This window comes from Caldimonas mangrovi, from assembly GCF_023721835.1.
Classification (GTDB): Bacteria; Pseudomonadota; Gammaproteobacteria; order Burkholderiales; family Burkholderiaceae_C; genus Caldimonas; species Caldimonas mangrovi.
In genome coordinates this window covers 170202-190224 of the sequence record NZ_JAMKFE010000004.1, presented here as the reverse complement: position 1 = coordinate 190224, position 20023 = coordinate 170202, and the positions used below count along the sequence as shown (strand labels likewise).

The 20023-nt window shown below is 69.4% G+C and carries 19 protein-coding genes; 6 read left to right on the top strand and 13 right to left on the bottom strand.

Annotated features, from left to right (window positions below):
- Positions 1 to 14 precede the first annotated feature (14 nt).
- From M8A51_RS08300 to M8A51_RS08290, 3 genes are all read left to right on the top strand, one after another.
- Complete coding sequence (locus M8A51_RS08300) at positions 15 to 887, top strand: DMT family transporter (protein ID WP_251777970.1); 873 nt, start codon at positions 15 to 17, stop codon at positions 885 to 887.
- The gene (locus M8A51_RS08295; protein ID WP_251777740.1) at positions 884 to 1735 is read left to right on the top strand and encodes a sulfurtransferase; all 852 of its coding nucleotides are present in this window, start codon (positions 884 to 886) and stop codon (positions 1733 to 1735) included. The genes M8A51_RS08300 and M8A51_RS08295 overlap by 4 nt, the downstream gene beginning before the upstream one ends.
- A 166-nt stretch (positions 1736 to 1901) precedes the next feature.
- Positions 1902 to 2336, top strand: a complete 435-nt coding sequence (locus tag M8A51_RS08290; protein ID WP_251777739.1) for a universal stress protein — start codon at positions 1902 to 1904, stop codon at positions 2334 to 2336.
- A 338-nt stretch (positions 2337 to 2674) separates the two neighbouring features.
- On the opposite strand, the gene M8A51_RS08285 is transcribed toward M8A51_RS08290, so the two are convergent.
- The gene (locus tag M8A51_RS08285; RefSeq protein WP_251777738.1) at positions 2675 to 3451 is read right to left on the bottom strand and encodes a ZIP family metal transporter; all 777 of its coding nucleotides are present in this window, start codon (positions 3449 to 3451) and stop codon (positions 2675 to 2677) included.
- A gap of 130 nt (positions 3452 to 3581) precedes the next feature.
- On the bottom strand, positions 3582 to 4451 hold the full coding sequence (locus tag M8A51_RS08280; RefSeq protein ID WP_251777737.1) for a dienelactone hydrolase family protein: 870 nt from the start codon (positions 4449 to 4451) through the stop codon (positions 3582 to 3584).
- Positions 4452 to 4652: 201 nt separating this feature from the next.
- Between M8A51_RS08280 and M8A51_RS08275 the strand changes: the two genes are divergently transcribed.
- Positions 4653 to 6179: a Ppx/GppA phosphatase family protein gene (locus M8A51_RS08275; protein WP_251777736.1), complete on the top strand. Its 1527-nt coding sequence runs from the start codon at positions 4653 to 4655 to the stop codon at positions 6177 to 6179.
- Positions 6180 to 6195: 16 nt separating this feature from the next.
- Here M8A51_RS08275 and sixA read toward each other — a convergent pair whose 3' ends face one another.
- The 6 genes from sixA to M8A51_RS08245 form a co-directional block, all read right to left on the bottom strand.
- The gene (sixA, locus tag M8A51_RS08270) at positions 6196 to 6669 is read right to left on the bottom strand and encodes a phosphohistidine phosphatase SixA (RefSeq protein ID WP_251777735.1); all 474 of its coding nucleotides are present in this window, start codon (positions 6667 to 6669) and stop codon (positions 6196 to 6198) included.
- Positions 6669 to 8753 carry a polyphosphate kinase 1 gene (ppk1, locus tag M8A51_RS08265; protein WP_251777734.1) on the bottom strand — a complete coding sequence of 695 codons (2085 nt, stop codon included), beginning with the start codon at positions 8751 to 8753 and terminating at the stop codon, positions 6669 to 6671. The genes sixA and ppk1 overlap by 1 nt, the downstream gene beginning before the upstream one ends.
- A 64-nt stretch (positions 8754 to 8817) precedes the next feature.
- On the bottom strand, positions 8818 to 9858 hold the full coding sequence (locus M8A51_RS08260; RefSeq protein WP_251777733.1) for a glycosyltransferase family 4 protein: 1041 nt from the start codon (positions 9856 to 9858) through the stop codon (positions 8818 to 8820).
- On the bottom strand, positions 9855 to 10760 hold the full coding sequence (locus tag M8A51_RS08255) for a UDP-2,3-diacylglucosamine diphosphatase (protein WP_251777732.1): 906 nt from the start codon (positions 10758 to 10760) through the stop codon (positions 9855 to 9857). The genes M8A51_RS08260 and M8A51_RS08255 overlap by 4 nt, the downstream gene beginning before the upstream one ends.
- 96 nt (positions 10761 to 10856) lie before the next feature.
- Positions 10857 to 11615 carry a LytR/AlgR family response regulator transcription factor gene (locus M8A51_RS08250; protein WP_251777731.1) on the bottom strand — a complete coding sequence of 253 codons (759 nt, stop codon included), beginning with the start codon at positions 11613 to 11615 and terminating at the stop codon, positions 10857 to 10859.
- A gap of 27 nt (positions 11616 to 11642) precedes the next feature.
- On the bottom strand, positions 11643 to 12746 hold the full coding sequence (locus M8A51_RS08245) for a sensor histidine kinase (RefSeq protein ID WP_251777730.1): 1104 nt from the start codon (positions 12744 to 12746) through the stop codon (positions 11643 to 11645).
- A gap of 134 nt (positions 12747 to 12880) precedes the next feature.
- Between M8A51_RS08245 and argH the strand changes: the two genes are divergently transcribed.
- Entirely contained in the window at positions 12881 to 14281 is a 1401-nt protein-coding gene (gene argH, locus M8A51_RS08240) for an argininosuccinate lyase (protein WP_251777729.1), read from the top strand.
- A gap of 146 nt (positions 14282 to 14427) precedes the next feature.
- Here the strand turns inward: argH and M8A51_RS08235 are convergent, their stop codons facing one another.
- Entirely contained in the window at positions 14428 to 15060 is a 633-nt protein-coding gene (locus tag M8A51_RS08235) for a cation transporter (protein ID WP_251777728.1), read from the bottom strand.
- A 59-nt stretch (positions 15061 to 15119) separates the two neighbouring features.
- On the opposite strand from M8A51_RS08235, the gene cadR reads away from it, so the two are divergent.
- Positions 15120 to 15578, top strand: coding sequence for a Cd(II)/Pb(II)-responsive transcriptional regulator (gene cadR / locus M8A51_RS08230; protein ID WP_251777727.1), 459 nt, complete (start codon positions 15120 to 15122; stop codon positions 15576 to 15578).
- Positions 15579 to 15643: 65 nt separating this feature from the next.
- Here the strand turns inward: cadR and M8A51_RS08225 are convergent, their stop codons facing one another.
- The 4 genes from M8A51_RS08225 to M8A51_RS08210 all read right to left on the bottom strand — a co-directional run bounded on the left by M8A51_RS08225 (position 15644) and on the right by M8A51_RS08210 (position 19864).
- Positions 15644 to 16864 carry a DUF5666 domain-containing protein gene (locus M8A51_RS08225; RefSeq protein WP_251777726.1) on the bottom strand — a complete coding sequence of 407 codons (1221 nt, stop codon included), beginning with the start codon at positions 16862 to 16864 and terminating at the stop codon, positions 15644 to 15646.
- 335 nt (positions 16865 to 17199) lie between these two features.
- Positions 17200 to 17964, bottom strand: a complete 765-nt coding sequence (locus M8A51_RS08220; protein WP_251777725.1) for a copper resistance protein NlpE N-terminal domain-containing protein — start codon at positions 17962 to 17964, stop codon at positions 17200 to 17202.
- A gap of 91 nt (positions 17965 to 18055) precedes the next feature.
- On the bottom strand, positions 18056 to 18769 hold the full coding sequence (locus tag M8A51_RS08215; RefSeq protein WP_251777724.1) for an MgtC/SapB family protein: 714 nt from the start codon (positions 18767 to 18769) through the stop codon (positions 18056 to 18058).
- A 165-nt stretch (positions 18770 to 18934) separates the two neighbouring features.
- The gene (locus M8A51_RS08210; protein WP_251777723.1) at positions 18935 to 19864 is read right to left on the bottom strand and encodes a DUF72 domain-containing protein; all 930 of its coding nucleotides are present in this window, start codon (positions 19862 to 19864) and stop codon (positions 18935 to 18937) included.
- Between the last annotated feature and the right edge of the window lie 159 nt (positions 19865 to 20023).

Here is a 20023-nt window from a genome sequence, read left to right as displayed (position 1 = left end):
AGGCGCCGGTGTTGATGATGCTCGCGTCCTTCCTGTTCGCGACGATGGGGCTGTGCGTGAAATACGCGTCGGCCTACTACTCGCCGGGCGAGATCGTGTTCTACCGTGGCCTGGTCGGCGCCGTGATGCTGTCGCTCCTCGCATGGCGGCGTGGCGGCACGTTGCGCACCCGCGTGCCGGCGATGCACTTCTGGCGCAGTCTGTCGGGCGTGGCAGCGCTGTGCATGTGGTTCTACGCGATCAGCAACCTGCCGCTCGCCACCGCGATCACGCTCAACTACATGTCGTCGGTATGGATGGCCTTGTTCCTGCTCGGCGGGGCCATCCTGCTCGGCGGTGCGCGCATCGACTCGCGGCTGATCGCGACCGTGCTGACCGGCTTCGCCGGCGTTGCGCTGATCCTGCGGCCGACGATCGACCAGCAGCAGTTGTGGCACGGCCTCGTCGGGCTGCTGTCAGGCATGCTGAGCGCCACCGCCTACCTGCAGGTCACGGCGCTGGGCCGTGCCGGCGAGCCGGAGTACCGCGTGGTGTTCTACTTCTCGCTCGGCGGCGTGGCGGCCGGTGCGCTGACGATGGTCTACACCGGCATCAGCGCGCACAGCGCCACCGGGGTGGCGCTGCTGCTGGCGGTCGGCCTGCTGGCGACCGTCGCCCAGCTGATGATGACGCGCGCTTATGCCACCGGCAAGACGCTCGTCAACGCGAGCCTGCAGTACCTCGGCATCGTCTTCGCCTTCATCTACGGGGTGCTGCTGTTCGATGACCCCGTCACCTGGATGGCGCTTGCAGGCATGCTGTTGATCGTCGTGGCCGGTGTTGCGGCCACGTTCCTGCGGGCCAAGGCCGCGCCGGCCACGTCCGCTACCAACACCACCGAGACATGAACACGACACCGCTGATTTCCGCCGAAGAACTGCTCGCCCAGGTGCGCGGCCCGCAGCCGCCCGTGCTGTGGGACGTCGGCTTCGACCTGGCCGACCCCTCGGCCGGCGAGGCGGCCTACCGCGCCGGCCACCTGCCGGGCGCGCACTATGTGCACCTCGACCGCGACCTCTCGGCCCCCAAGACCGGCCGCAACGGCCGCCACCCGCTGCCGCCGCGCGAGGCCTTCGCCGCCACCGCCACGCGCTTCGGCGTGACGCCGCAACGCCATGTGGTGGTGTACGACCGCCAGGGCAGCATGTACTGCGTGCGAGCCTGGTGGATGCTGAAGTGGCTGGGACACGACGCGGTGTCGGTGCTCGACGGCGGCGTCGCCGCCTGGCTGGCGGCCGGCGGCACGCTGAGCACCGACGGGCCGACACCGGTGCACGCGTCCACGTATCCCCTGAGCGAGCCACTGGTGGCCAGCATTGACGCCGCCGGGCTGCAGGCTCGCCTCGGTTCGCCGGCACTGCGCGTGCTCGACGCCCGCGCCCCCGAACGCTACCGTGGCGACACCGAACCGCTGGACCCGGTCGCAGGCCACATTCCCGGTGCAGCGAACCGCTTCTTCAAGGACAACCTCACGCCCGAGGGCCGCTTCAAGCCGGCGGCCGAACTGCGCCGCGAGTTCGAAGCGCGGCTGGCCGGGCTGCCGCCCGGGCAGGTGGTGCACCAATGCGGCTCGGGCGTCACCGCCTGCCACAACCTGCTCGCGATGGAGCTGGCCGGGCTCGGCGGCTCGGCGCTGTACCCCGGCTCGTGGAGCGAATGGTGCGCCGACCCGTCACGGCCGGTCGAGCGGGGTTGAGGGCAGCGCCTGGCGTGGCGCCGCCGGTGGGGACATCCGCGATTCCACGTGTGTGCTGCGGGGAGATGCGCTTGCGCGGCACGCTTGAGATGGGTCAACATGGTCGGGCTCGATGAGGGCACGATGCAGTGCAACGCCACCCGGATTCCAAACCACGGAGGTCTCCATGTACAAGCGCATCCTCGTTCCCACCGACGGCTCGGACATCACTCAGCGGGCCATATCCACGGCCGTGTCACTGGCGAAATTGACCGGTGCCGAGGTCTACACGATCAGCGTCAAAGACCCTTATCCGTACAGCGCGATCTCCGAGATGCAGCCGACGCTGCCGCAAGAGTTCCTCGACGCGCAGGAGCGCATGGCGAGCAAGAACGTCACCCAGGTGCGTGAAGCCTGTGCCGCCGCCGGCATTCCCTGCACCGGACACACCGTCGAGTCGGTCAGTGTCTGGGAGGCCGTGGTCGACCACGCCAAGCACAACCACTGCGACCTCATTGTGATGGCCTCGCACGGCCGCCGCGGCGTGCAGGCGCTGCTGCTCGGCAGCGAGACCAACCGCGTGCTCACCCACAGCGCCATTCCGGTTCTGGTGGTCAGGTAGGACCACCCCTACGCGCCGCGCGCGCCCCTCAAGGGGCAACACCAGCGGCCCGGCAGAGCCGGCTCCGCGGTGTTCGCTGGGCCGGCACGGGCCGTGCGCGGCAATCGTGCCTGCGCTCGGCCTGTGCGGAGCGCCTGAATGACTTCAATGCGAAAGGTAGTGGAGCTTGTGCCGCTGCCTGCTTCAAGCCAGAGGTGACGAGCGGCTGACGCCCTTTCCACGATGCTCGGCACCCCGCGTACGGCTTATGCCGGCCCAGCGAACACCGCGGAGCCGGCTCTGCCGGGCCGCTGGTGTTGCCCCCTGGGGGGCGCGCGCAGCGCGTAGGGGGGGACCCGTCAATGCCCGTGGAACTGCCCGACGATGAAGGTGATGAAGGCGAGGCCCGCGCCCAGCCACATCAGCTGGGACGCGGTTTCCTTGAGCGACAGGCGCCGCTGCAGCTGCGGGATCAGGTCGGCCACCGCCACGTAGATGAAGCTCGACGACGCGATCACGAGCAGGTAGGGGAACAGGTCTTCCCAGGGGCCGACGACGAAGTAGCCGAGCACGCCGCCGAGCACCGCGGCCAGCCCCGACAGCGCGTTGTAGGCCAAGGCCTTCGCGCGTGAGAAGCCGGCGTTGAGCAGCACGATGAAATCGCCCACCTCCTGCGGGATCTCGTGAGCGATCACGGCCAGGGCCGTGACGACCCCCAGGCGCGGTTCGGCCAGAAAGGCGGCGGCGATGATGATGCCGTCGCAGAAGTTGTGGATGCTGTCGCCCACCAGCACGCTCCAGCCGCCGCGCCCGGCCTGGTCGTGGTCGAAGCCGTGGTGGTGGTGGTCGCCGTCGCCTTCGTGGTGATGCCCGTGGCGGTACAGCTCGGCCTTCTCGAGCAGGAAGAAGAACAGCAGCCCGGCCAGCAACGTGAGGAACAGTTCATGCGCCCCGGCCGAGCTTTCGAAGGCCTCGGGCAGCACGTGCAGCAGGGCTGTGCCGAGCAGCACGCCGGCCGACAGGCTGACGAGGTGCCGCACCAGCTTGCTCAACACGGTAAGCGTCAGGCTCGCTGCGATCAGCACCGAGAGCACACCCCCCAACAGTGTGGCGAGGACGATATAGGTCAGCGTCATGTCGAACCAAAAAAAGAGCCGCAAGAACGAGGACCCCCAGGCCGGGCTGCGCCCTGCCCGCCCCCAGCGGGGTCAAGGAAACCTGGGGCGGCCCTGCTTTTCCTTGGGAGCGCGGCTCTTCACCGTGAAGTCAGGCGACACCGTGCTTCTTGAACCAGGCCGTGCAGCGCTTCCATCCGTCTTCGGCGGCTTCCTTTCGGTAGCTGGGCCGGTAGTCGGCGTGGAAGGCATGCGGCGCGTCAGGAAAGACCACGAACTCGGACTGCTTGGCAGCCGCGCTTCCTGCGGCCAATGCGGCCTTCATCTTATCAACGGTGTCAAGCGGAATGCCGGCATCCTGCCCGCCATACAGGCCCAGCACCGGCGCCTTCAACTCCTTGGCAAGATCGACGGGGTGCCTGGGGGTCAGCTCGGTATTGTTGCCGACCAGGCGGCCGTACCACGCGACGCCGGCCTTGACCGGCCCATGCGCGGCATAGAGCCAGGTGATGCGTCCGCCCCAGCAGAAGCCGGTGATGCCCAAGCGGCCGGTGTCGCCGCCATTGGCCTTGGCCCACGCCACCGCGGCGTCGAGATCGCCCATCACCTGGGCGTCCGGCACCTTGGAAATGACCTCCGCCTGCAGCTTGGCGATCTCGCCGTAGGACTGGGCGTCGCCCTGGCGCACGAACAGCTCGGGCGCAATCGCCAGGTAGCCCAGCTTGGCGAAGCGCCGCGCGACGTCGGCGATGTGCTCGTGCACGCCGAAGATCTCGGAGATCACCAGCACCACCGGCAGGTTCGTCTTGCCGGCAGGCTGCGCGCGATACGCCGGCATCTTGAAGCCGCCGACCGGCACCGTCACCTCGCCGACCGTCAGCCCTTCGCTGTCGGTCTTGAGGGTCTGCGCCGTCACCGGCAGCACGGCGGCGGCAAAACCGCTGCCCACGGCCGTTTTCACGAAGCTGCGACGAGAGAAGTCGCGGGTCGGCGTGAGGCTGTCCAAATCTTCCGTTTGCATCGTCAGATCTCCATCGGTGAAGAGCGCGGTCCAGCTGACGCCGCCCCAGCATCGGACCCGACCGCTTGGATCCGACGAGGCAACTACCGGGCAACGGCAGGAAGAGCCAAAGCCGCGCAGCGTACACGACCGACGCCGATCTTGCAGCGGGCTCTCGGCGTACCACCTGCAGCGTCACGAAATGCAGGGACAATGCGCGCCATGAGTTGGCACAGAACCGATCCGCAGACCACCGACACGCCCGCCCTGCTCGCTGCCGTGGACATGGGCTCGAACAGCTTCCGGCTGGAAATCGGCCAGGTGCAGCGCGGCCGCTATCGCCGGCTCGACTACCTGAAGGAGACCGTGCGGCTGGGCGGCGGGCTGGATGCGCACGGCATGCTGACCGAAGAGGCGACCCTGCGCGGCCTGGCCTGCCTGGCGCGCTTTGCCGAGCGACTGCATGGTTTCGGCCCGCACCAGGTGCGCGCGGTGGCGACCCAGACGCTGCGTGAAGCCAAGAACCGCGACGTGTTCCTGGCGCGCGCACAGGCTGTGCTGGGGCACCCGATCGAAGTGATCTCGGGCCGTGAGGAGGCCCGTCTGATCTATGCCGGTGTCGCCCGGTTGCTGCCGTCGAGTGCCGGCCGCCGGCTGGTGGTCGACATCGGCGGTCGCTCGACCGAGATGATCCTGGGCGAAGGTCGCACGCCGCTGGTGGCCGAGTCCTTTCAGGTCGGCAGCGTCAGCCTGTCGTTGCGCTATTTCGACAAGGGCCGCTTCACCGAAGCAGGCTTTCGTGCCGCGCAGATCGCGGCCGGGGCCGAGCTCGAAGAAGCGCTGGAGGTGTTCGCGCCGGGACAATGGCGCGAAGCGCTGGGCTCCTCCGGCACAGCGGGTGCGGTGTCGCAACTGCTGGCGGCCAGCGGCATCACGGACGGCACCATCACGCCCGATGGGCTGCGCTGGTGCATCGAGCAGTGCCTGAGCGCGGGCCGCGCCGAATCGCTGGCGTTGCCCGGCCTGAAGGACGACCGGCGCGCAGTCCTCGGCGGCGGCTTGTCCATCCTTTACACGCTGGCCATGCACTTCGGCATCGATGCGCTGCAGCCGGCACGCGGCGCATTGCGCCAGGGCGTGATCTTCGATCTGCACGAGCGCGCGCACGCCGCGCTCGACGCGGTGCATGCGCACGACATGCGCGACGACTCGGTGCAGCAGCTGCAGGACCGCTTTCATGTCGACACCGCACAGGCCGATCGCGTGCAGCAGGTGGCGCGCACGCTGTATGCGAGCGTCGAGCCGAAGGCGAAGCTGGACGCCCAGCGCGAGCTGCAATGGGCGGCGGCGCTGCACGAGCTGGGCATGATGGTCTCGCACCACGACCACCACCGCCACAGCGCCTACCTGCTCAGCCACGTCGACGCGGCCGGCTTCTCGCAGTCGCAGCAGCGGCGGCTGGCGGCGCTGGTGCTGGGCCACCGGGGCGGCTTGCGCAAGCTCGACGAGAGCCTGCGCGACGACAGTTCGGCATGGCAGGTGCTGTGTCTGCGCCTGGCGGTGCTGTTGTGCCACGCCCGGCGCATGCCCGAACTCGGCGCGCTCAAGCTGCAACGGCGTGGCAGCGCCGCCCAGCTGAGCTGGCCCGCGGACTGGGCCGAAGCGCACCCGCGCACGCTCTACCTGCTGCAGGAAGAACGTGCCGTGTGGGACCGCAGCGGGCCGTTGAAGCTGGTGTTGCCGGAGTGAACCGCGGGCGCAGGCGTTACAGGCAGTCGGGCGACTGCACCGCCTGCAGCACCACCTGGTCCTCGCCTTCGCGCACGCGCTGGCGCAGCCACCACACCGCCCCCTTCTTGATCGCCCACGGCTGAGGCTCGCAGGACAGCAGTTGCGACGCCACCATGCCGAGGGTCGGCTGGTGGCCGATGATCAGCACCGGCTCGCTGCCGTCGGGCCAGCGGGCGGCCTGCAAGATGGCATCGACCTCGGCTCCCGGGGCCAGCGTCGCCACCGTCTTGAACGGCCGGCCGAGAGCCTGTGCGGTCTGCTGCGTGCGCACCGCAGGGCTCACCAGCACGCGCGTGGACTGCGCCAGCCGCTGGTTGAGCCACTCGGCCATGCGGGTGGCCTGGCGCTCGCCCTTCGCGGTGAGGGCGCGTTGCAGGTCCTCCTCGGGCGTGTCCTTCTCAGGGCGCAGCATCTGCGCTTCCGCATGGCGCCAGAGGATCAGGTCCATCACACCACCGGCGGCGCACTGTAAACCGCCATCAGCGCCTGCTGCGCGCTGTGCCCGTCGATGTCGAGCCGCTCGTAGTGCCCGTCGGCCTGCAGCGTCCAGGCGTCCTTGGCGTCGTGCAGGTAGGGCACCAGGCACTCGTCGATGATGCGCTGGCGCAGCGCGACTTCACGCACCGGCCACGCCACCTCGATGCGGCGGAACATGTTGCGGCTCATCCAGTCGGCACTGGACAGGTAGAGCGCTTCGTCGGCCCCGTCCTCGCCCCAGCGGAAATACAGCACCCGCGTGTGTTCCAGGAAACGGCCGACCACCGAGCGCACGCGCACGCGCTCGGTCCAGCCGGCAACACCCGGCGGCAACATGCAGGCGCCACGCACGATCAGGTCGATCTGCGCACCGGCCTGCGCCGCCCGCACCAGCGCATCGATCAGCGGCACGTCGGTGAGCGCGTTGATCTTCACGACGATGCGCGCCGGCTTGCCTGCAGCAGCAGCCTCGCCGACCTGCTCGATGTGCCGCACCATCTGCTTGTGCAGCGAAAACGGCGCCATCAGCAGCTGCCGCGGCGTGCGCAGCTTGGTCAGGCTGGCCAGCTGCTGGAACACCGTGTCGGCATCGGCGGTGATCTCGGCATCGGCGGTCAGGTATCCGACGTCGGTATACAGCCTCGCCGTGCGCGGGTTGTAGTTGCCGGTCGACAGGTGCGCGTAGCGGCGCAGCACCGGGCCGCGCGTGCCCTCTTCGCGCCGCGTGATCAACAGCAGCTTGGCGTGCGTCTTGAGGCCGACGATACCGTAGACCACTTGTGCACCGACCGCCTCGAGCTGTTCGGCCCAATTGATGTTGGCCTCCTCGTCGAAGCGCGCTTTCAGTTCGACGACGGCCATCACTTCCTTGCCGCGACGCGCCGCCTCGAGCAGCAGGTCCATCAGCACCGACTCGGCGCCGGTGCGGTAGATGGTCTGCTTGATCGCGAGCACGTCGGGGTCGTAGACCGCCTCGCGCAGCATCTGCACGACCGGCTCGAAGCTCTCGAACGGGTGGTGCAGCAGCACATCGCCGTGCTGCAACTGTTCGAAGATCGGCACCGACCGCTGCAGCGCCGCGGGCCAGGCCGGCTCGTACGGCGCGAAGCGCAGCAGCGGCGCGTCGGCCTGGTCGATCAGCTGGTTCAGCCGCACCAGGTTGACCGGCCCGGCGACGCGGTACAGCGCCGCCTCCGGCAGGCCGAAATGGTGCAGCAGGTAAGCCGACAGCTCCGGCGGGCAGCTGTTGACCACCTCGAGGCGGATCGCCTGGCCGAAGTGCCGGGTGCTCAACGACGTGCGCAGAGCCTGGCGCAGGTTGGTGACGTCCTGCTCGTCGACCGCGAGGTCGGAGTCGCGCGTGACCCGGAACTGCGAGAACGCCTCGACCGATCGGCCGGGAAACAGCTCTTCGAGGTGCGCACGGATCACGCTGGACAACAGCACGAAGGCCTGCTGGCCGGGGGCGGCGAGCTTGTCCGGCAGCCGGATCACGCGCGCCAGCACGCGCGGCACCTTGACGATCGCGATCGAGTTCTCGCGGCCGAAGGCATCCTTGCCGCCGAGCTTGACGATGAAGTTGAGCGACTTGTTCGCGACCTGCGGAAAGGGGTGGGCCGGGTCGAGCCCCAGCGGCACCAGCAGCGGCCGCACCTGGCGCTGGAAGAACTGGTCGACCCAGCGACGCTGCTCTTCGTTGCGCTCGGCGTGATTGAGGATCACGATGCCTTCGCGCTGCAGTGCAGGCATCACCTCGTCGTTGAACAGCGCGTACTGCCGGTCGATCAGGTCGTGCGCGGCCGCCGCCACTTCGGCGAGGTCGCGCGCCGAGACGCCGGCGCCGGGCTGGCGCGACGCCTCGATGTAGTCGCCGAAGCGCACCTCGAAGAATTCATCGAGGTTGGACGAGACGATGCAGACGTATCGCAATCGCTCGAGGAGCGGCACGTCGGCCCGCTGGGCCTGGGCCAGCACGCGGTAGTTGAACTCGAGTATGGCGCGCTCGCGGTTGAGCAGCGTCAACCGGGCGCCTTGTTCCGACCCCTCAGTATTCATGAAATTCAGTATATGACCGGCGTATGACGGTTCTAAGACAGTGCGTAGCAAGCTGTTTGCCTTTTCAAGGGCCGGCGACGGCCCTGCCCGTCCTGGGAAAGGCCTCCTGCGCGGCCGGTACCAGGCAGGACAGGAACTGGTCGCATACCGCGGCCCAGTCGAAACTCGCCGCACGCGCCCGAGCGCGGTCGGACGCGATGCCCAGGGCGTCGATCGCCGCAGCACGCAGGTCTTCGCACAGCACCCCGCCGTCGGAGTCCGCGACCACGTCCAACGGGCCGGCCACCGGGAAGGCGGCCACCGGCGTGCCGCAGGCCATCGCTTCGAGCATCACCAGCCCGAAGGTTTCGGAGCGGCTCGGGAACACGAAGGCGTCGGCCGCGCTGTAGATGAACGGCAGTTCGCTGCGCGGCACGACCCCGCGCCAATGCACGCCCGGGTAGGCACGCTGCAGCTTGTCGAGCACGGGCCCGACGCCATAGACCACCTTGGAGCCCGGCAGGTCGAGCGCCAGGAAGGCTTCGAGGTTCTTTTCGTACGAGACCCGGCCGACATACAGGAACACCGGCCGCGGCAGGCCCAGGTCGGCGCCCTCGACCGGACGAAACAGGCTCAGGTCGACGCCGTGCGACCACTGCTTCAGCGAGACGAAACCGTGCTGCTGCAGCAAGGCATGCATGCCGGCGGTCGGCACCATCACGCCGGACGACGGCGCGTGGAAGCGGCGGAACCAGGCGTAGCCCCAGCGGTTGGGAATGTGCAGCGCCTGGGTCAGGATGTCGGGAAAGCGCGTGTGGAAGGCCGTGGTGAACGCGAGCCCGCGCCTCAGGCAGTAGCGCCGTGCTGCACTGCCCAGCGGGCCTTCGGTCGCGATATGGATCGCATCGGCCTGCGCGGCATCGAGCTGGCGCGCGACCTGCGCACCCGGCCGCCACGCCAGCTCGATCTCGCGGTAGCCGGGGCATGGAAAGGTGCGGAACTGCGACGGCTCGATCACCTCGACCCGATGGCCGCGAGCCTCGATGCCCTGCTGCAGTTCGACCAGGGTCGTCACGACGCCGTTGACCTGCGGCCGCCAGGCGTCGGTGACGAGCGCGAGCTTCATGCCTCGACTCCCCTCTGCACCGGTTCCGCCGCCGCGGGCCGACCTTCGCATTGCCAGGTCGACCAGTCGATGATCTCGAGACGGCCGTCGTGGTGCTCGACGAGCGCCGTGAGGCTCTCGACCCAGTCGCCGTCGTTGGCGTAGAGGATGCCGTCGATGTCGCGCAGCTCGGCGTGGTGGATGTGCCCGCAGACCACGCCCTGCACCCCGCGGCGCCGCGCCTCGCGTGCCACCGCGACCTCGAAATCGCTGACGTAGCTGACGGCGCGCTTGACCTTGAGCTTCAGGTACTTCGACAGCGACCAGTACGGCAGCCCCATGCGGGCGCGCAGCGAGTTGAACCAGCGATTGAGCTTGAGCGTGAACTCGTACAGCGAATCACCGACATGCGCCAGCCACCGGGCACACTGGATCACGCCGTCGAACAGGTCGCCGTGCGTGACCCACAGCCGCCGGCCGTCGGCCGTCACGTGGATGCAGTCCTCGACCACATCGATGCCGCCGAAGTTGTGTTGCACGTACTTGCGGGCGAACTCGTCGTGGTTGCCCGGGACGAACACCACGCGCGTGCCCTTGCGGGCCTTGCGCAGCAGCTTCTGCACGACGTCGTTGTGGGCTTGCGGCCAGTACCACGAGCGGCGCAATTGCCAGCCGTCGATGATGTCGCCGACCAGGAACAGGTGCTCGCAGTCGACGGCCTTCAGGAAGTCCATCAGCGGGCGCGCCTGGCAGCCGGGCGTGCCGAGGTGGATGTCGGAGATGAAGACGCTGCGCACTTGCAGCCTCGGGGGCTCCGGCGTCTCGGCCGGTTCGTCGATCGGCCCCAGCGGCAGCGCGGCGGCCGCGGCGCCGCCCGGCGGCTGGAACAGTTGCGAGTCTCGATGCCAGGGGATCCAACGCATGGACCCTCATGGTGGCGGCGGGCCGTGACGCCGCCGCGTCAGCCGGATGACGCTTTGGTGAAAAGCCACGCGGCCGGTGCAGGCGCGGTGCGTGCCCTACAGACCCTCGGTGGTCAGCGCCTCCCGGACGGCCGCCACCTGGCGGCGCGACACCGCAAGCCATTCGCCGATGCCTTCGACACGCACCGCCCAGCCTTCCTTGCCGGCGTCTTCGTCGTCACCTGCCACCATGCGCCGTTCGAGCGCCCGTATCGCGCGCCGCGCGACCAGCGCGTTGCGGTGGATGCGCAGAAAGCGCGGGCCCAGCCGCTCTTCCAGCTCGGACAACGAGTCGTCCAGCACGTAGGTGTGGTGCACGGTGCGCAGCGTGACGTACTTCAGCTCGGCCTTTAGATACAGCACCTCGGACAGCGGCACCCGCGTGACCCGCCCGCGGTCGTTGACGACCAGCACCGGCTCGTCGGACTCGGGGGCGGCGGCGCGGGTCTTGAGCCGCTCGGCCGCGCGTGCGAGTGCGGCCTGAAGCCGCTCGCGCCGTACCGGCTTGGTGAGGTAGTCCACGGCGTCGAGTTCGAAGGCGGTGACGGCGTGCTCGGCATGCGCGGTGACGAACACCACCGCGGGCGGGTCGGCCTGGCTGCGCAGTTGCTGCGCGAGCTGGGTGCCGTCGGCTCCCGGCATCTGCACGTCGAGCAGCACCACGTCGCAGCGGTGCTGCGCGAGCCAGCTCAAGGCCTGCACCGCACTGCCCGCTTCGCCGGCCACCTCGGCCGTCGGCGACTGGCATTCGCCGAGCAGGCTGCGCAGCCGCAGCCGCGCCAGTTCTTCATCGTCGACGATCAGCACCCTCAGCATCTGCGTCTACCCCTCCGCTTGTTCGGTTCACTCCACCGGCACGGCGATCTGCACGCGCCAGGTGTCACGCTCGGGCCCGGCAGCGAAATGCACGGTGACGTCGTGCATCAGCCGCAGCCGCTCCTTCACGTTGCGCAGCGCGATGCCGTGGCCGGCCGTGCTCGGGCCCGGCGCGCTGGGCATGGAATTGGTCACCGAGACGATCGCCTGCCCGCGGCGCAGCGTCGTGCGCACCCGCACCCAGCCTCCCTCGGGCGACGGCTCGACGCCGTGGCGCACCGCATTCTCCACCAGCGGCTGCAGCAGCAGCGGCGGCACGCGCGCCTTGCCGGCCGTGGCGTCGAGTTCCCAGATCACCTGCAGCCGGGTGCCGAAGCGGATCTGCTCGATCGCCAGGTAGCGCTGCGCGAGGTCGACCTCCTCGGCCAGCGTGACCGAACTGCCCGACTCGATGAGCGCCACGCGGAACAGCTCGGACAGGTCTTCGAGCACGCTTTCGGCGCGCGCCGGGTCGATGCGCACCAGGGCGATCGCCGTGTTGAGCGTGTTGAACAGGAAGTGCGGCCGGATGCGCGACTGCAGCTCGTTGAGGCGGGCCTGCGTGACGGCCGGCAGCTCGCTGCGCGACCGCAGCCTCAGCGCATAGAACAACGCCGCAGCGAGGCCGGCGCCGGCCAGCATCGGCGCGATCTGTGTCACCTGCTGCGTCAGTGGCAGCTCGAGCAGGCCGACCTGCCACCAGCCATAGGCGGCGCACAGCGCCCCCAGGCCGGCCGCCACCAGCCACTGCAGCGGCTCCGACAGGCGCGCGAGCGGCTTCTTGAGCGCACAGGCGACCACCAGCCAGGCCAGCGTGGCCGGCAGCGCGACGCCCGCGCCATAGGCGAAGCCGAGCAGCCAGCCGCCGAGGTCGGCGACGACAAAACTGATCGCCACCGCGACCACCGCATGCACGAACAGCACCGCCCGCAGCACGACGCCCACCTGGCAGGCGTCGAACGGCGACAGCGCGGCGGCCGCCTGGCTCGCCGCGGCCGCGCCGCCGACATGGTCGAAGATCGTGGTGGCGCCGAACTGGCTGGTCGGCTGGGTCGGCCGCGCCTTGCGGGCGGGCGTGCCGGGGGTGGGCAAGCGGGAGTCTCCTAGAATCTGGGCACTTTCGCGCCGCGTGGCGCCCAAGTGCAGTCCGCCGATTCTCCAAGACAGCCCCAGCCTGCGGCAAGCCTCATGCGCCGCGCCTGTCGGGCGCCACACCGCCGCTCATCATGTCCGCCAACCAACTCGACAAGAAATCCGAAGCCTGGTCCGCCCTGTTCTCCGAGCCGATGAGCGAGCTGGTCAAACGCTATACCGCGAGCGTGTTCTTCGACCAGCGCCTGTGGCGCGCCGACATCGACGGCTCGCTCGCGCACGCCGAGATGCTGGCCGCGCAAGGGGTGATTTCCGCCGACGACCATACAGCCATCCAGCGCGGCCTGGCTCAGATCGCCCAGGAGATCGAGTCCGGCGCGTTCGAGTGGAAGCTCGATCTGGAGGACGTGCACCTGAACATCGAGGCCCGCCTGACGCAGTTGATCGGCGACGCCGGCAAGCGGCTGCACACCGGCCGCTCGCGCAACGACCAGGTCGCCACCGACGTGCGGCTGTGGCTGCGCGGCGAGATCGACCTGATCGACGGCCTGCTCGGCGACCTGCAAGGCGCGTTGCTCGGGCTCGCCGACCAGAACGCCGAGGTGATCCTGCCCGGCTTCACGCACCTGCAGGTGGCGCAGCCGGTCAGCTTCGGCCACCACATGCTGGCCTACGTGGAAATGTTCGCGCGCGACGCCGAACGCATGGGCGACGTGCGCCGCCGGGTCAATCGCCTGCCGCTCGGTGCAGCCGCACTGGCCGGCACCAGCTACCCGCTGGACCGCGAACGCGTCGCGAAGACGCTGGCCATGGACGGCGTGTGCCAGAACTCGCTGGACGCAGTGAGCGACCGCGACTTCGCGATCGAGTTCACCGCCGCCGCGTCGCTGGCGATGGTGCACGTGTCGCGCCTGTCCGAGGAGCTGGTGCTGTGGATGAGCCAGAGCTTCGGCTTCATCGACATCGCCGACCGCTTCTGCACCGGCTCGTCCATCATGCCGCAGAAGAAGAACCCCGACGTGCCCGAACTGGCGCGCGGCAAGACCGGTCGCGTGGTGGGCCACCTGATGGGCCTGATCACGCTGATGAAGGGCCAGCCGCTGGCCTACAACAAGGACAACCAGGAAGACAAGGAGCCGCTCTTCGACACCGTCGACACGCTGAAGGACACGCTGCGCATCTTCGCCGAGATGGTGGGCGGCATCACCGTGAAGCCGGAAGCGATGGAGCGCGCGGCGCTGAAGGGCTATGCCACCGCCACCGACCTGGCCGACTACATGGTCAAGAAGGGCCTGCCCTTCCGCGACGCGCACGAGGTGGTCGCGCACGCGGTGAAGACGGCGTTGCAGCAGGGCGTCGACTTGTCCGAGCTGCCGATCGAGACGTTGCGCGGCTTCTCGCCGCTGGTGGGCAACGACGTCTACGAGGTGCTGTCGCTGCGCGGCTCGCTGAACGCGCGCAACATCCTCGGCGGCACCGCGCCGGCCCAGGTGCGGGCGCAGATCGCCCGGCACCGGGCGCGCCTGGCGACCTGAGCACGCCTCGCCCGGGCCGTGCCGGGCGGCCAGGCGTCTTGCACCAGCGCAAGGCGGCGATGACGCTGAGCGGGTCGTCGGGACCTGCGGAACCCGGAGCTGATCACGGGGTGCGCAGCAGCCGTTGCTCGTGAGCGGCGCGCGTCTCAGGCGTGGGCGTGAGCCCGCAGCTCGTGTCGAGCGCTGCGCAGCACCCGCAGGCCGCCCGAGACACCCAGCGCGGCGATGATGCCGGCCACGACGAGGTCGGGCCAGGCCGCGCCGGTGCCGAACACCCCGAGCGCCGCCAGCACGATGGCGATATTTGCCAGCGCGTCGTTGCGGGAGCACAGCCAGACCGATTCGGCATTCGCGTCGCCCTTGCGGAACCGGTACAACATGACGGCCACGCCGAGGTTGGCGACCAGCGCCAGCAGGCCGATGCTGCCCATGGTCGGCGCGTGGGGCGAGGAACCCTGCCACGCCAGCCAGCCGGCATGGACGAGCACGCCCAGGCCGTACAGCGCCATGGCCCAGCCCTTCAGCCACGCGACCCGCGAGCCCCACACAGCGGCAAGGCCGATGACGGCGAGCGACAGGCCGTAGTTGACGGCGTCGGCGGCAAAGTCGACGGCGTCGGCCAGCAGCGCGGCCGACTCGGCCGACAGGCCGCCGGTCACCTCGACGAGGAACATCCCGGCGTTGACGACGAGGGCCACCCACAACGCGCGGCGCCAGCGAGGGTCGCGCGCCTGGGAGGTGTCGGCGTTGCAGCCATGGTCATGACAATGTGCGGACATGGGTCACCTTTTTCGAAGTAGATTCGATTGAAAACCCTGTAGCCGCTCCAGAGTCAAGCATGAAAATCGGTGACCTTGCCACCGCCAGCGACACGCCGGTGGAAACCATCCGCTACTACGAACGTGCCGGCCTGCTGCCCGAGCCGCCGCGCACCGAGTCGAACTACCGCCGCTACGACGACGCGCACGTCGGCCGGCTGCGCTTCATCCGCCACTGCCGGGCGCTCGACCTGTCGCTCGACGAGATCCGCACGCTGCTGGCCCTGCGAGACCGTCCGCAGGACGACTGCGGCGAAGCGAATGCGGTCATCGACGAGCACCTCGACCACGTCGCGCAACGCATCCGCGAGCTGAAGCAGCTGCAGGCGCAATTGCGCGAGTTGCGAGTGGCCTGCACGCAGCCGGGAGCGGGCCGCGATTGCGGCATCCTCGAGCGGCTGGAGCAGCAAGACCCGGCGCCAGCCGTGGCGCCGGCCGGCGGCGCCACCGACCACATCGGGCGCGTGCACCGGCGCTGAAACCTCGAAGAAAAAAGGGCGGCCCCGCAGGGCCGCCGCGTTTCTCCCCGAGCAGGGTGCGTGCGTCAGTCGTCGAAGCGGATGACGCTGGCGTCGAGTTGGGCGCCGCTGTCGGTCAAGCCGCCCTCGACCTCGACACGCGCGCCGGTCTGCAGGTTCAACAGCGTGCCGCCCTCCAGCGTGGCACCCGCGAATTCGACCGTGACGCCCTGGACGACGAAGGTCTGCGCCAGCAGGTTGATCGATTCGATCAAGCCGCTGACTTCGAACTTGTCCTCGTCATCGTCGTCGTCCTCGAACTCGACCTTGCGTGCCACCAGCACACCGTCGAGGATCTCGCCCTCGACCTCGACGCGCACGCCGTCGACCACCCCGGCGCTGCTGCCGTCCTCGAAATCGACGCCGGCACCGGACGCATCGACCGGCAGGCCGTCGACCTGGAACTCCGCCAGCGAGGCGAACCCGCTGACGTAGCCCTCGACTTCGGCGGCCTCCACGTCCTCCACCTCGCGCCGCGAGTCGCGCAGTTCAGTGGCGACCCAGGCACCCGACTGCTGGGTCGTCTGCAGCAGCGCCCGCACCAGCAGGCCGTTCTCGAGTGGCGGCCGATCGCCGGACGCCACGGCGGCGTACGAAATGGTCGCGCCGCCGATCGTGAAGGTCTGCGCGCCGGTGTTGAGGTTCGCGACCCGCCCTTGCAGACGGTAGCCGTTCAAGTGGTCCTCGAACTCGACGCGGCTGGCCGCATAGGCGCCCGTCCCGGCGTCCAGGAAACCGGAGACCTCGACCAGATCGCCGACGTCGAGCCCCGCGCGCCCGCCGGTGAAGCCCTCGAATACCGTGATGGCGCTGAGCGACACCGTCTGGCCGAGCACCGTCATCGAATCGGCACCGAGCGCGGTCACGGGGCCGCGGATCTGGCTGGCGAAGCGCAACTCGCTCGCAGTGCTGCGCGGCACGCCGCTCGCGTCGACCGAGATCGGGCCGCCGACCACGTCGACGACGGTGCCCAGGCGCAGGTAGGCGCTGTTGACGGTGTTGCCGTCTTCGTCGCGCACGGTGGCTGACGCGTGGTCGTAGTGCACGCCGTTGACGACCACGGAGCCGTAGCCTTCGACACGGCCCGAGGCGTAGACACCGGCGCGCTGCTCGCCCCCGCCTCCGCCCCCGTCGTCATCGTCACCACCACCGCCCCCACCGCCGCAGGCGACCAGGGCCAGCGCAGACGCGAAGGCCAGCGCCGCGGTGCGCGCGCGGCGGTTGAGCACGCTGAAAGGCTGCAACATCTTGTACTCCTTGATATGTCGAATCTGTCAATGGGCGGACCATGGCGTCGGGTCCGCGGACTGCCGCTACGCCGCAGGCGGAGCGAGAAGGCCCAGATCAATCAGCGTGCCCGCCCGGCCCGGCGGCTGCCGACCAGGACGGACAACGCGGCGGCCCCCGGATGCCCGGGCTGGGGCGGGCCGGCTACCGGCAGGAAGGTGATCGCCCACGTCCGCCGTGGCAGCCGGCACCGCACGCAGCTGTACCGGTTGGTAACGGCATGGCTCGTTGCAACAGCGCGAAAAGAAAAAAGGCAGCGGGGCACCGCTGCCTGGTGGTCGCCCGGGCGGATCGATCAGCGCACGTTCACGCGAAACGTCAGCTCGGCAAGGGGCGCCGGCGCCCCGGATTGCGCCCGGTACGCCAGACGCAGCGTATAGGTCCCGGGCTGTGCGGGCTGATAGCGAAAGAGGTCGTAGCCGGTGCCGTTGGCGTCGGGGACGTGCACCGGCTCTCCCGTCGGCGCAAGTTGCGGCGGCGGGCCGTCGATCACCGCCCACCCGTAGCCCGCACTCGGTTGGCTGGCGAGCATCAGGACCACCTGTTGCCCGCTCGGCACGTCGACCGGCTGGGCAGCGTCGCCTTGCGTCAGCACGATGGCCGACGTCGGCAGGTTGTCAGGCACCCGCAGCAGACTGCGCGGCATGTGGGCCGGCAGGTCGCCCAGGTTGGCATCGAGCGCGCGCAGCACCCGCGGGCCGATCTGGCGAAAGCTGCGCCCGCGGCCGGGCTGCCCGGCGTCGAGCTGGATCACGAGGGCTTGCTGGTCCTGCGGCACGCCACGCCCGGAGCTCCAGGGCCCCGAACTGGTGAAGCTGCGGTCGCCATCGCGCGTGCCGAGGTAGGTCTGGATCAGCTCGTAGCCTGCCGGCGCGCCGCCCGGCTCGGTGTAGAGCAGCAGGTCGGCGCGCACGCCGCGGCAGTCGGCACACGGCAGGACACCGATGTAGCGGGCCGCGACCACGCGGTTGCCGGCCGGCTTGGCCTCCTGCCCGGGCGTGCTGCCGCACGCTGCAAGCACCACCGCCGCTGCCAGGATCCAGTACCGTCGCGTCCACATGCCGAGTCGCCCTCCGTTGTGACCATGGGAAAGGCTGCAACCGTAGCGGCAAAGCGGCCGGCGTGCAAACCCGCGCTCGGGTGGCGCAGGCTCAATCGCCCAGCGGCGAGACGCGGAATTCCTTGACGATTTCCAACGTGTCGAGCATGTCGGCCAGCGCGCTGGCGTTGGCCGCACTGCCGGTGCGCACCACCATGCGGTACTCGAAGAAACCGGCATCGGAGTCGAGCCGGTAGTTCAGGTTGGCGATGGTGAAGCCGTAGCGCTTGAGCAGGCGTCGCAGCTCGGTCTCGTCCATCTTCGCATGGCGGTCGAAGCGCACCGCGAAGTGCGCGTAGAACTGTGAAGGCATGCGGCTTTCGACCCAGCGGAACAGCGACAGCGTGCCCAGCGTCAGCACCGTCGCCAGCAGCGCCGGGAAGAAGAAGCCGATGCCCACCAGCACGCCGATCGCGGCGGTGGTCCAGATCGATGCGGCGGTCGTCAGGCCCCGCACCGACAGTCCCTCCTTCATGATGGTGCCGGCCCCCAGGAAGCCGATGCCGGTCATGATGCCCTGGGTCATGCGCGTCGGGTCGAGCGTGATGCGCCCCCCGGTCAGCTCCGGGAACCAGCGCGTCTCGTAGACGGTGATGAGCATCAGCAGCGCCGTCGACATGCACACCAGCGCGTGGGTGCGAAAACCGGCCGGGCGGCCGTGGTAGCTGCGCTCCAGCCCGATCGCGGCGCCGATCAGCAGCGCGGCGACCAGGCGCTGCGTCATGTCCAGATAGGCCGGGTCGGCCAGCAGCGTGCGTACGTCCATCTGCACGGCAGCCGTCGCCCGAGCGGGTGGACAGCCGCGTCTCCTTGTCTGTTCGTGAGGCGCCCGAAGGACGCTTGTGTCCCGATTCAAGCACGACCCGTACCGGGCGGCGAGGGCCGGCCCATTCTGCCCGTGATTTCGGTCACAGGCGGCCTGCGGCAGTTCTTACCGCCGCCTTTCCGTCACAGCGTCCCACGGCTGGCCGGGCGCCACCGCCGGCGCAGGCAGACCCAAGGCCGAGCGCAGGCCGGCCGCGTCGAAGGGCGCATGGACCTTGGCGTCGTTGTCGAAATAGCAGTACACGTCGCGCGAAGCGCGCGGGCGCGGCGCCCGTTCGGGGTCGATCAACCTGGCGTCGGCGGGCTGGTCGCCGCGGGCCCAGCGTTCCATGCGTTCTGCCCAGCGCGACAGCGCCTCGGGCGAGTAGCCGCTCGCATAGAGCTCCTGATCGCCATGCAGGCGCATGTAGACGAAATCGCCGGTGACGTCCTCGCGCCACGGCCACTTGCCAGCGGTGTCGGCCACGACCAGCGCCACCTTGTGACGACGCAGCAGCTTCACGAAGGCCGGGTCGAGGAAGCTGTCGTGGCGAACCTCGACCGCGTGGCGCAACGGCCGCTCGGCATCGATCGCCAGACAGGCGCGGCCCTTCATGCGCTCGTCGCGGCGGCGTGCCAGCGCCAGTGCCTGCCCCGTGTTTTGGGGCAGTAGGCGCAAAAAGGCATCGAAGGTCTGCGGCTCGAAGCGGAAGCTGGGCGGGAACTGCCACAGCAGCGGCCCGAGCTTGTCGCGCAGCTTGAACAGGCCCGAGGCGAAGAAATTCGCCAGGGCCTGCTCGGCGCCCTTCAATCGGAGCACGTGCGTGACATAGCGCGGTCCCTTGACCGCGAACACGAAGCCCGGCGGCGTCTCGTCGTGCCACTGTTCATAGTGTTGCGGACGCTGCAGCGAATAGAAGCTGCCGTTGAGTTCGATGCTGTGCGCAGTGCGGGACGCGTACGCCAGTTCCAGCCGCTGCGGCAGCCCTTTCGGATAGAAGACACCCCGCCACGGAGCGTAGCGCCAGCCCGAGATACCGATGTAAATTTTCCCCATGTGGCGGCAGAAGCTGCAAGCAGCGTGCGCGCCGCGGTGTGCACGGCGCCCGCTGCGCCGAAGTGCGGCCGCCGCGCCCCGCTGTTCCGGCGATCGCGGCGAGGTGTGGTTCCTAGACTCGGGATTCGCAATCCCGCGCCCACGCACACCCCGACCGCG

Coding starts and splice junctions, on each gene's coding strand:
- M8A51_RS08300 (WP_251777970.1), top strand. CDS start 15: ATGATGCTCGCGTCCTTCCTGTTCGCGACGATGGGGCTGTGCGTGAAA.
- M8A51_RS08295 (WP_251777740.1), top strand. CDS start 884: ATGAACACGACACCGCTGATTTCCGCCGAAGAACTGCTCGCCCAGGTG.
- M8A51_RS08290 (WP_251777739.1), top strand. CDS start 1,902: ATGTACAAGCGCATCCTCGTTCCCACCGACGGCTCGGACATCACTCAG.
- M8A51_RS08285 (WP_251777738.1), bottom strand. CDS start 3,451: ATGACGCTGACCTATATCGTCCTCGCCACACTGTTGGGGGGTGTGCTC.
- M8A51_RS08280 (WP_251777737.1), bottom strand. CDS start 4,451: ATGCAAACGGAAGATTTGGACAGCCTCACGCCGACCCGCGACTTCTCT.
- M8A51_RS08275 (WP_251777736.1), top strand. CDS start 4,653: ATGAGTTGGCACAGAACCGATCCGCAGACCACCGACACGCCCGCCCTG.
- sixA (WP_251777735.1), bottom strand. CDS start 6,669: ATGGACCTGATCCTCTGGCGCCATGCGGAAGCGCAGATGCTGCGCCCT.
- ppk1 (WP_251777734.1), bottom strand. CDS start 8,753: ATGAATACTGAGGGGTCGGAACAAGGCGCCCGGTTGACGCTGCTCAAC.
- M8A51_RS08260 (WP_251777733.1), bottom strand. CDS start 9,858: ATGAAGCTCGCGCTCGTCACCGACGCCTGGCGGCCGCAGGTCAACGGC.
- M8A51_RS08255 (WP_251777732.1), bottom strand. CDS start 10,760: ATGCGTTGGATCCCCTGGCATCGAGACTCGCAACTGTTCCAGCCGCCG.
- M8A51_RS08250 (WP_251777731.1), bottom strand. CDS start 11,615: ATGCTGAGGGTGCTGATCGTCGACGATGAAGAACTGGCGCGGCTGCGG.
- argH (WP_251777729.1), top strand. CDS start 12,881: ATGTCCGCCAACCAACTCGACAAGAAATCCGAAGCCTGGTCCGCCCTG.
- M8A51_RS08235 (WP_251777728.1), bottom strand. CDS start 15,060: ATGTCCGCACATTGTCATGACCATGGCTGCAACGCCGACACCTCCCAG.
- cadR (WP_251777727.1), top strand. CDS start 15,120: ATGAAAATCGGTGACCTTGCCACCGCCAGCGACACGCCGGTGGAAACC.
- M8A51_RS08225 (WP_251777726.1), bottom strand. CDS start 16,864: ATGTTGCAGCCTTTCAGCGTGCTCAACCGCCGCGCGCGCACCGCGGCG.
- M8A51_RS08220 (WP_251777725.1), bottom strand. CDS start 17,964: ATGTGGACGCGACGGTACTGGATCCTGGCAGCGGCGGTGGTGCTTGCA.
- M8A51_RS08215 (WP_251777724.1), bottom strand. CDS start 18,769: ATGGACGTACGCACGCTGCTGGCCGACCCGGCCTATCTGGACATGACG.
- M8A51_RS08210 (WP_251777723.1), bottom strand. CDS start 19,864: ATGGGGAAAATTTACATCGGTATCTCGGGCTGGCGCTACGCTCCGTGG.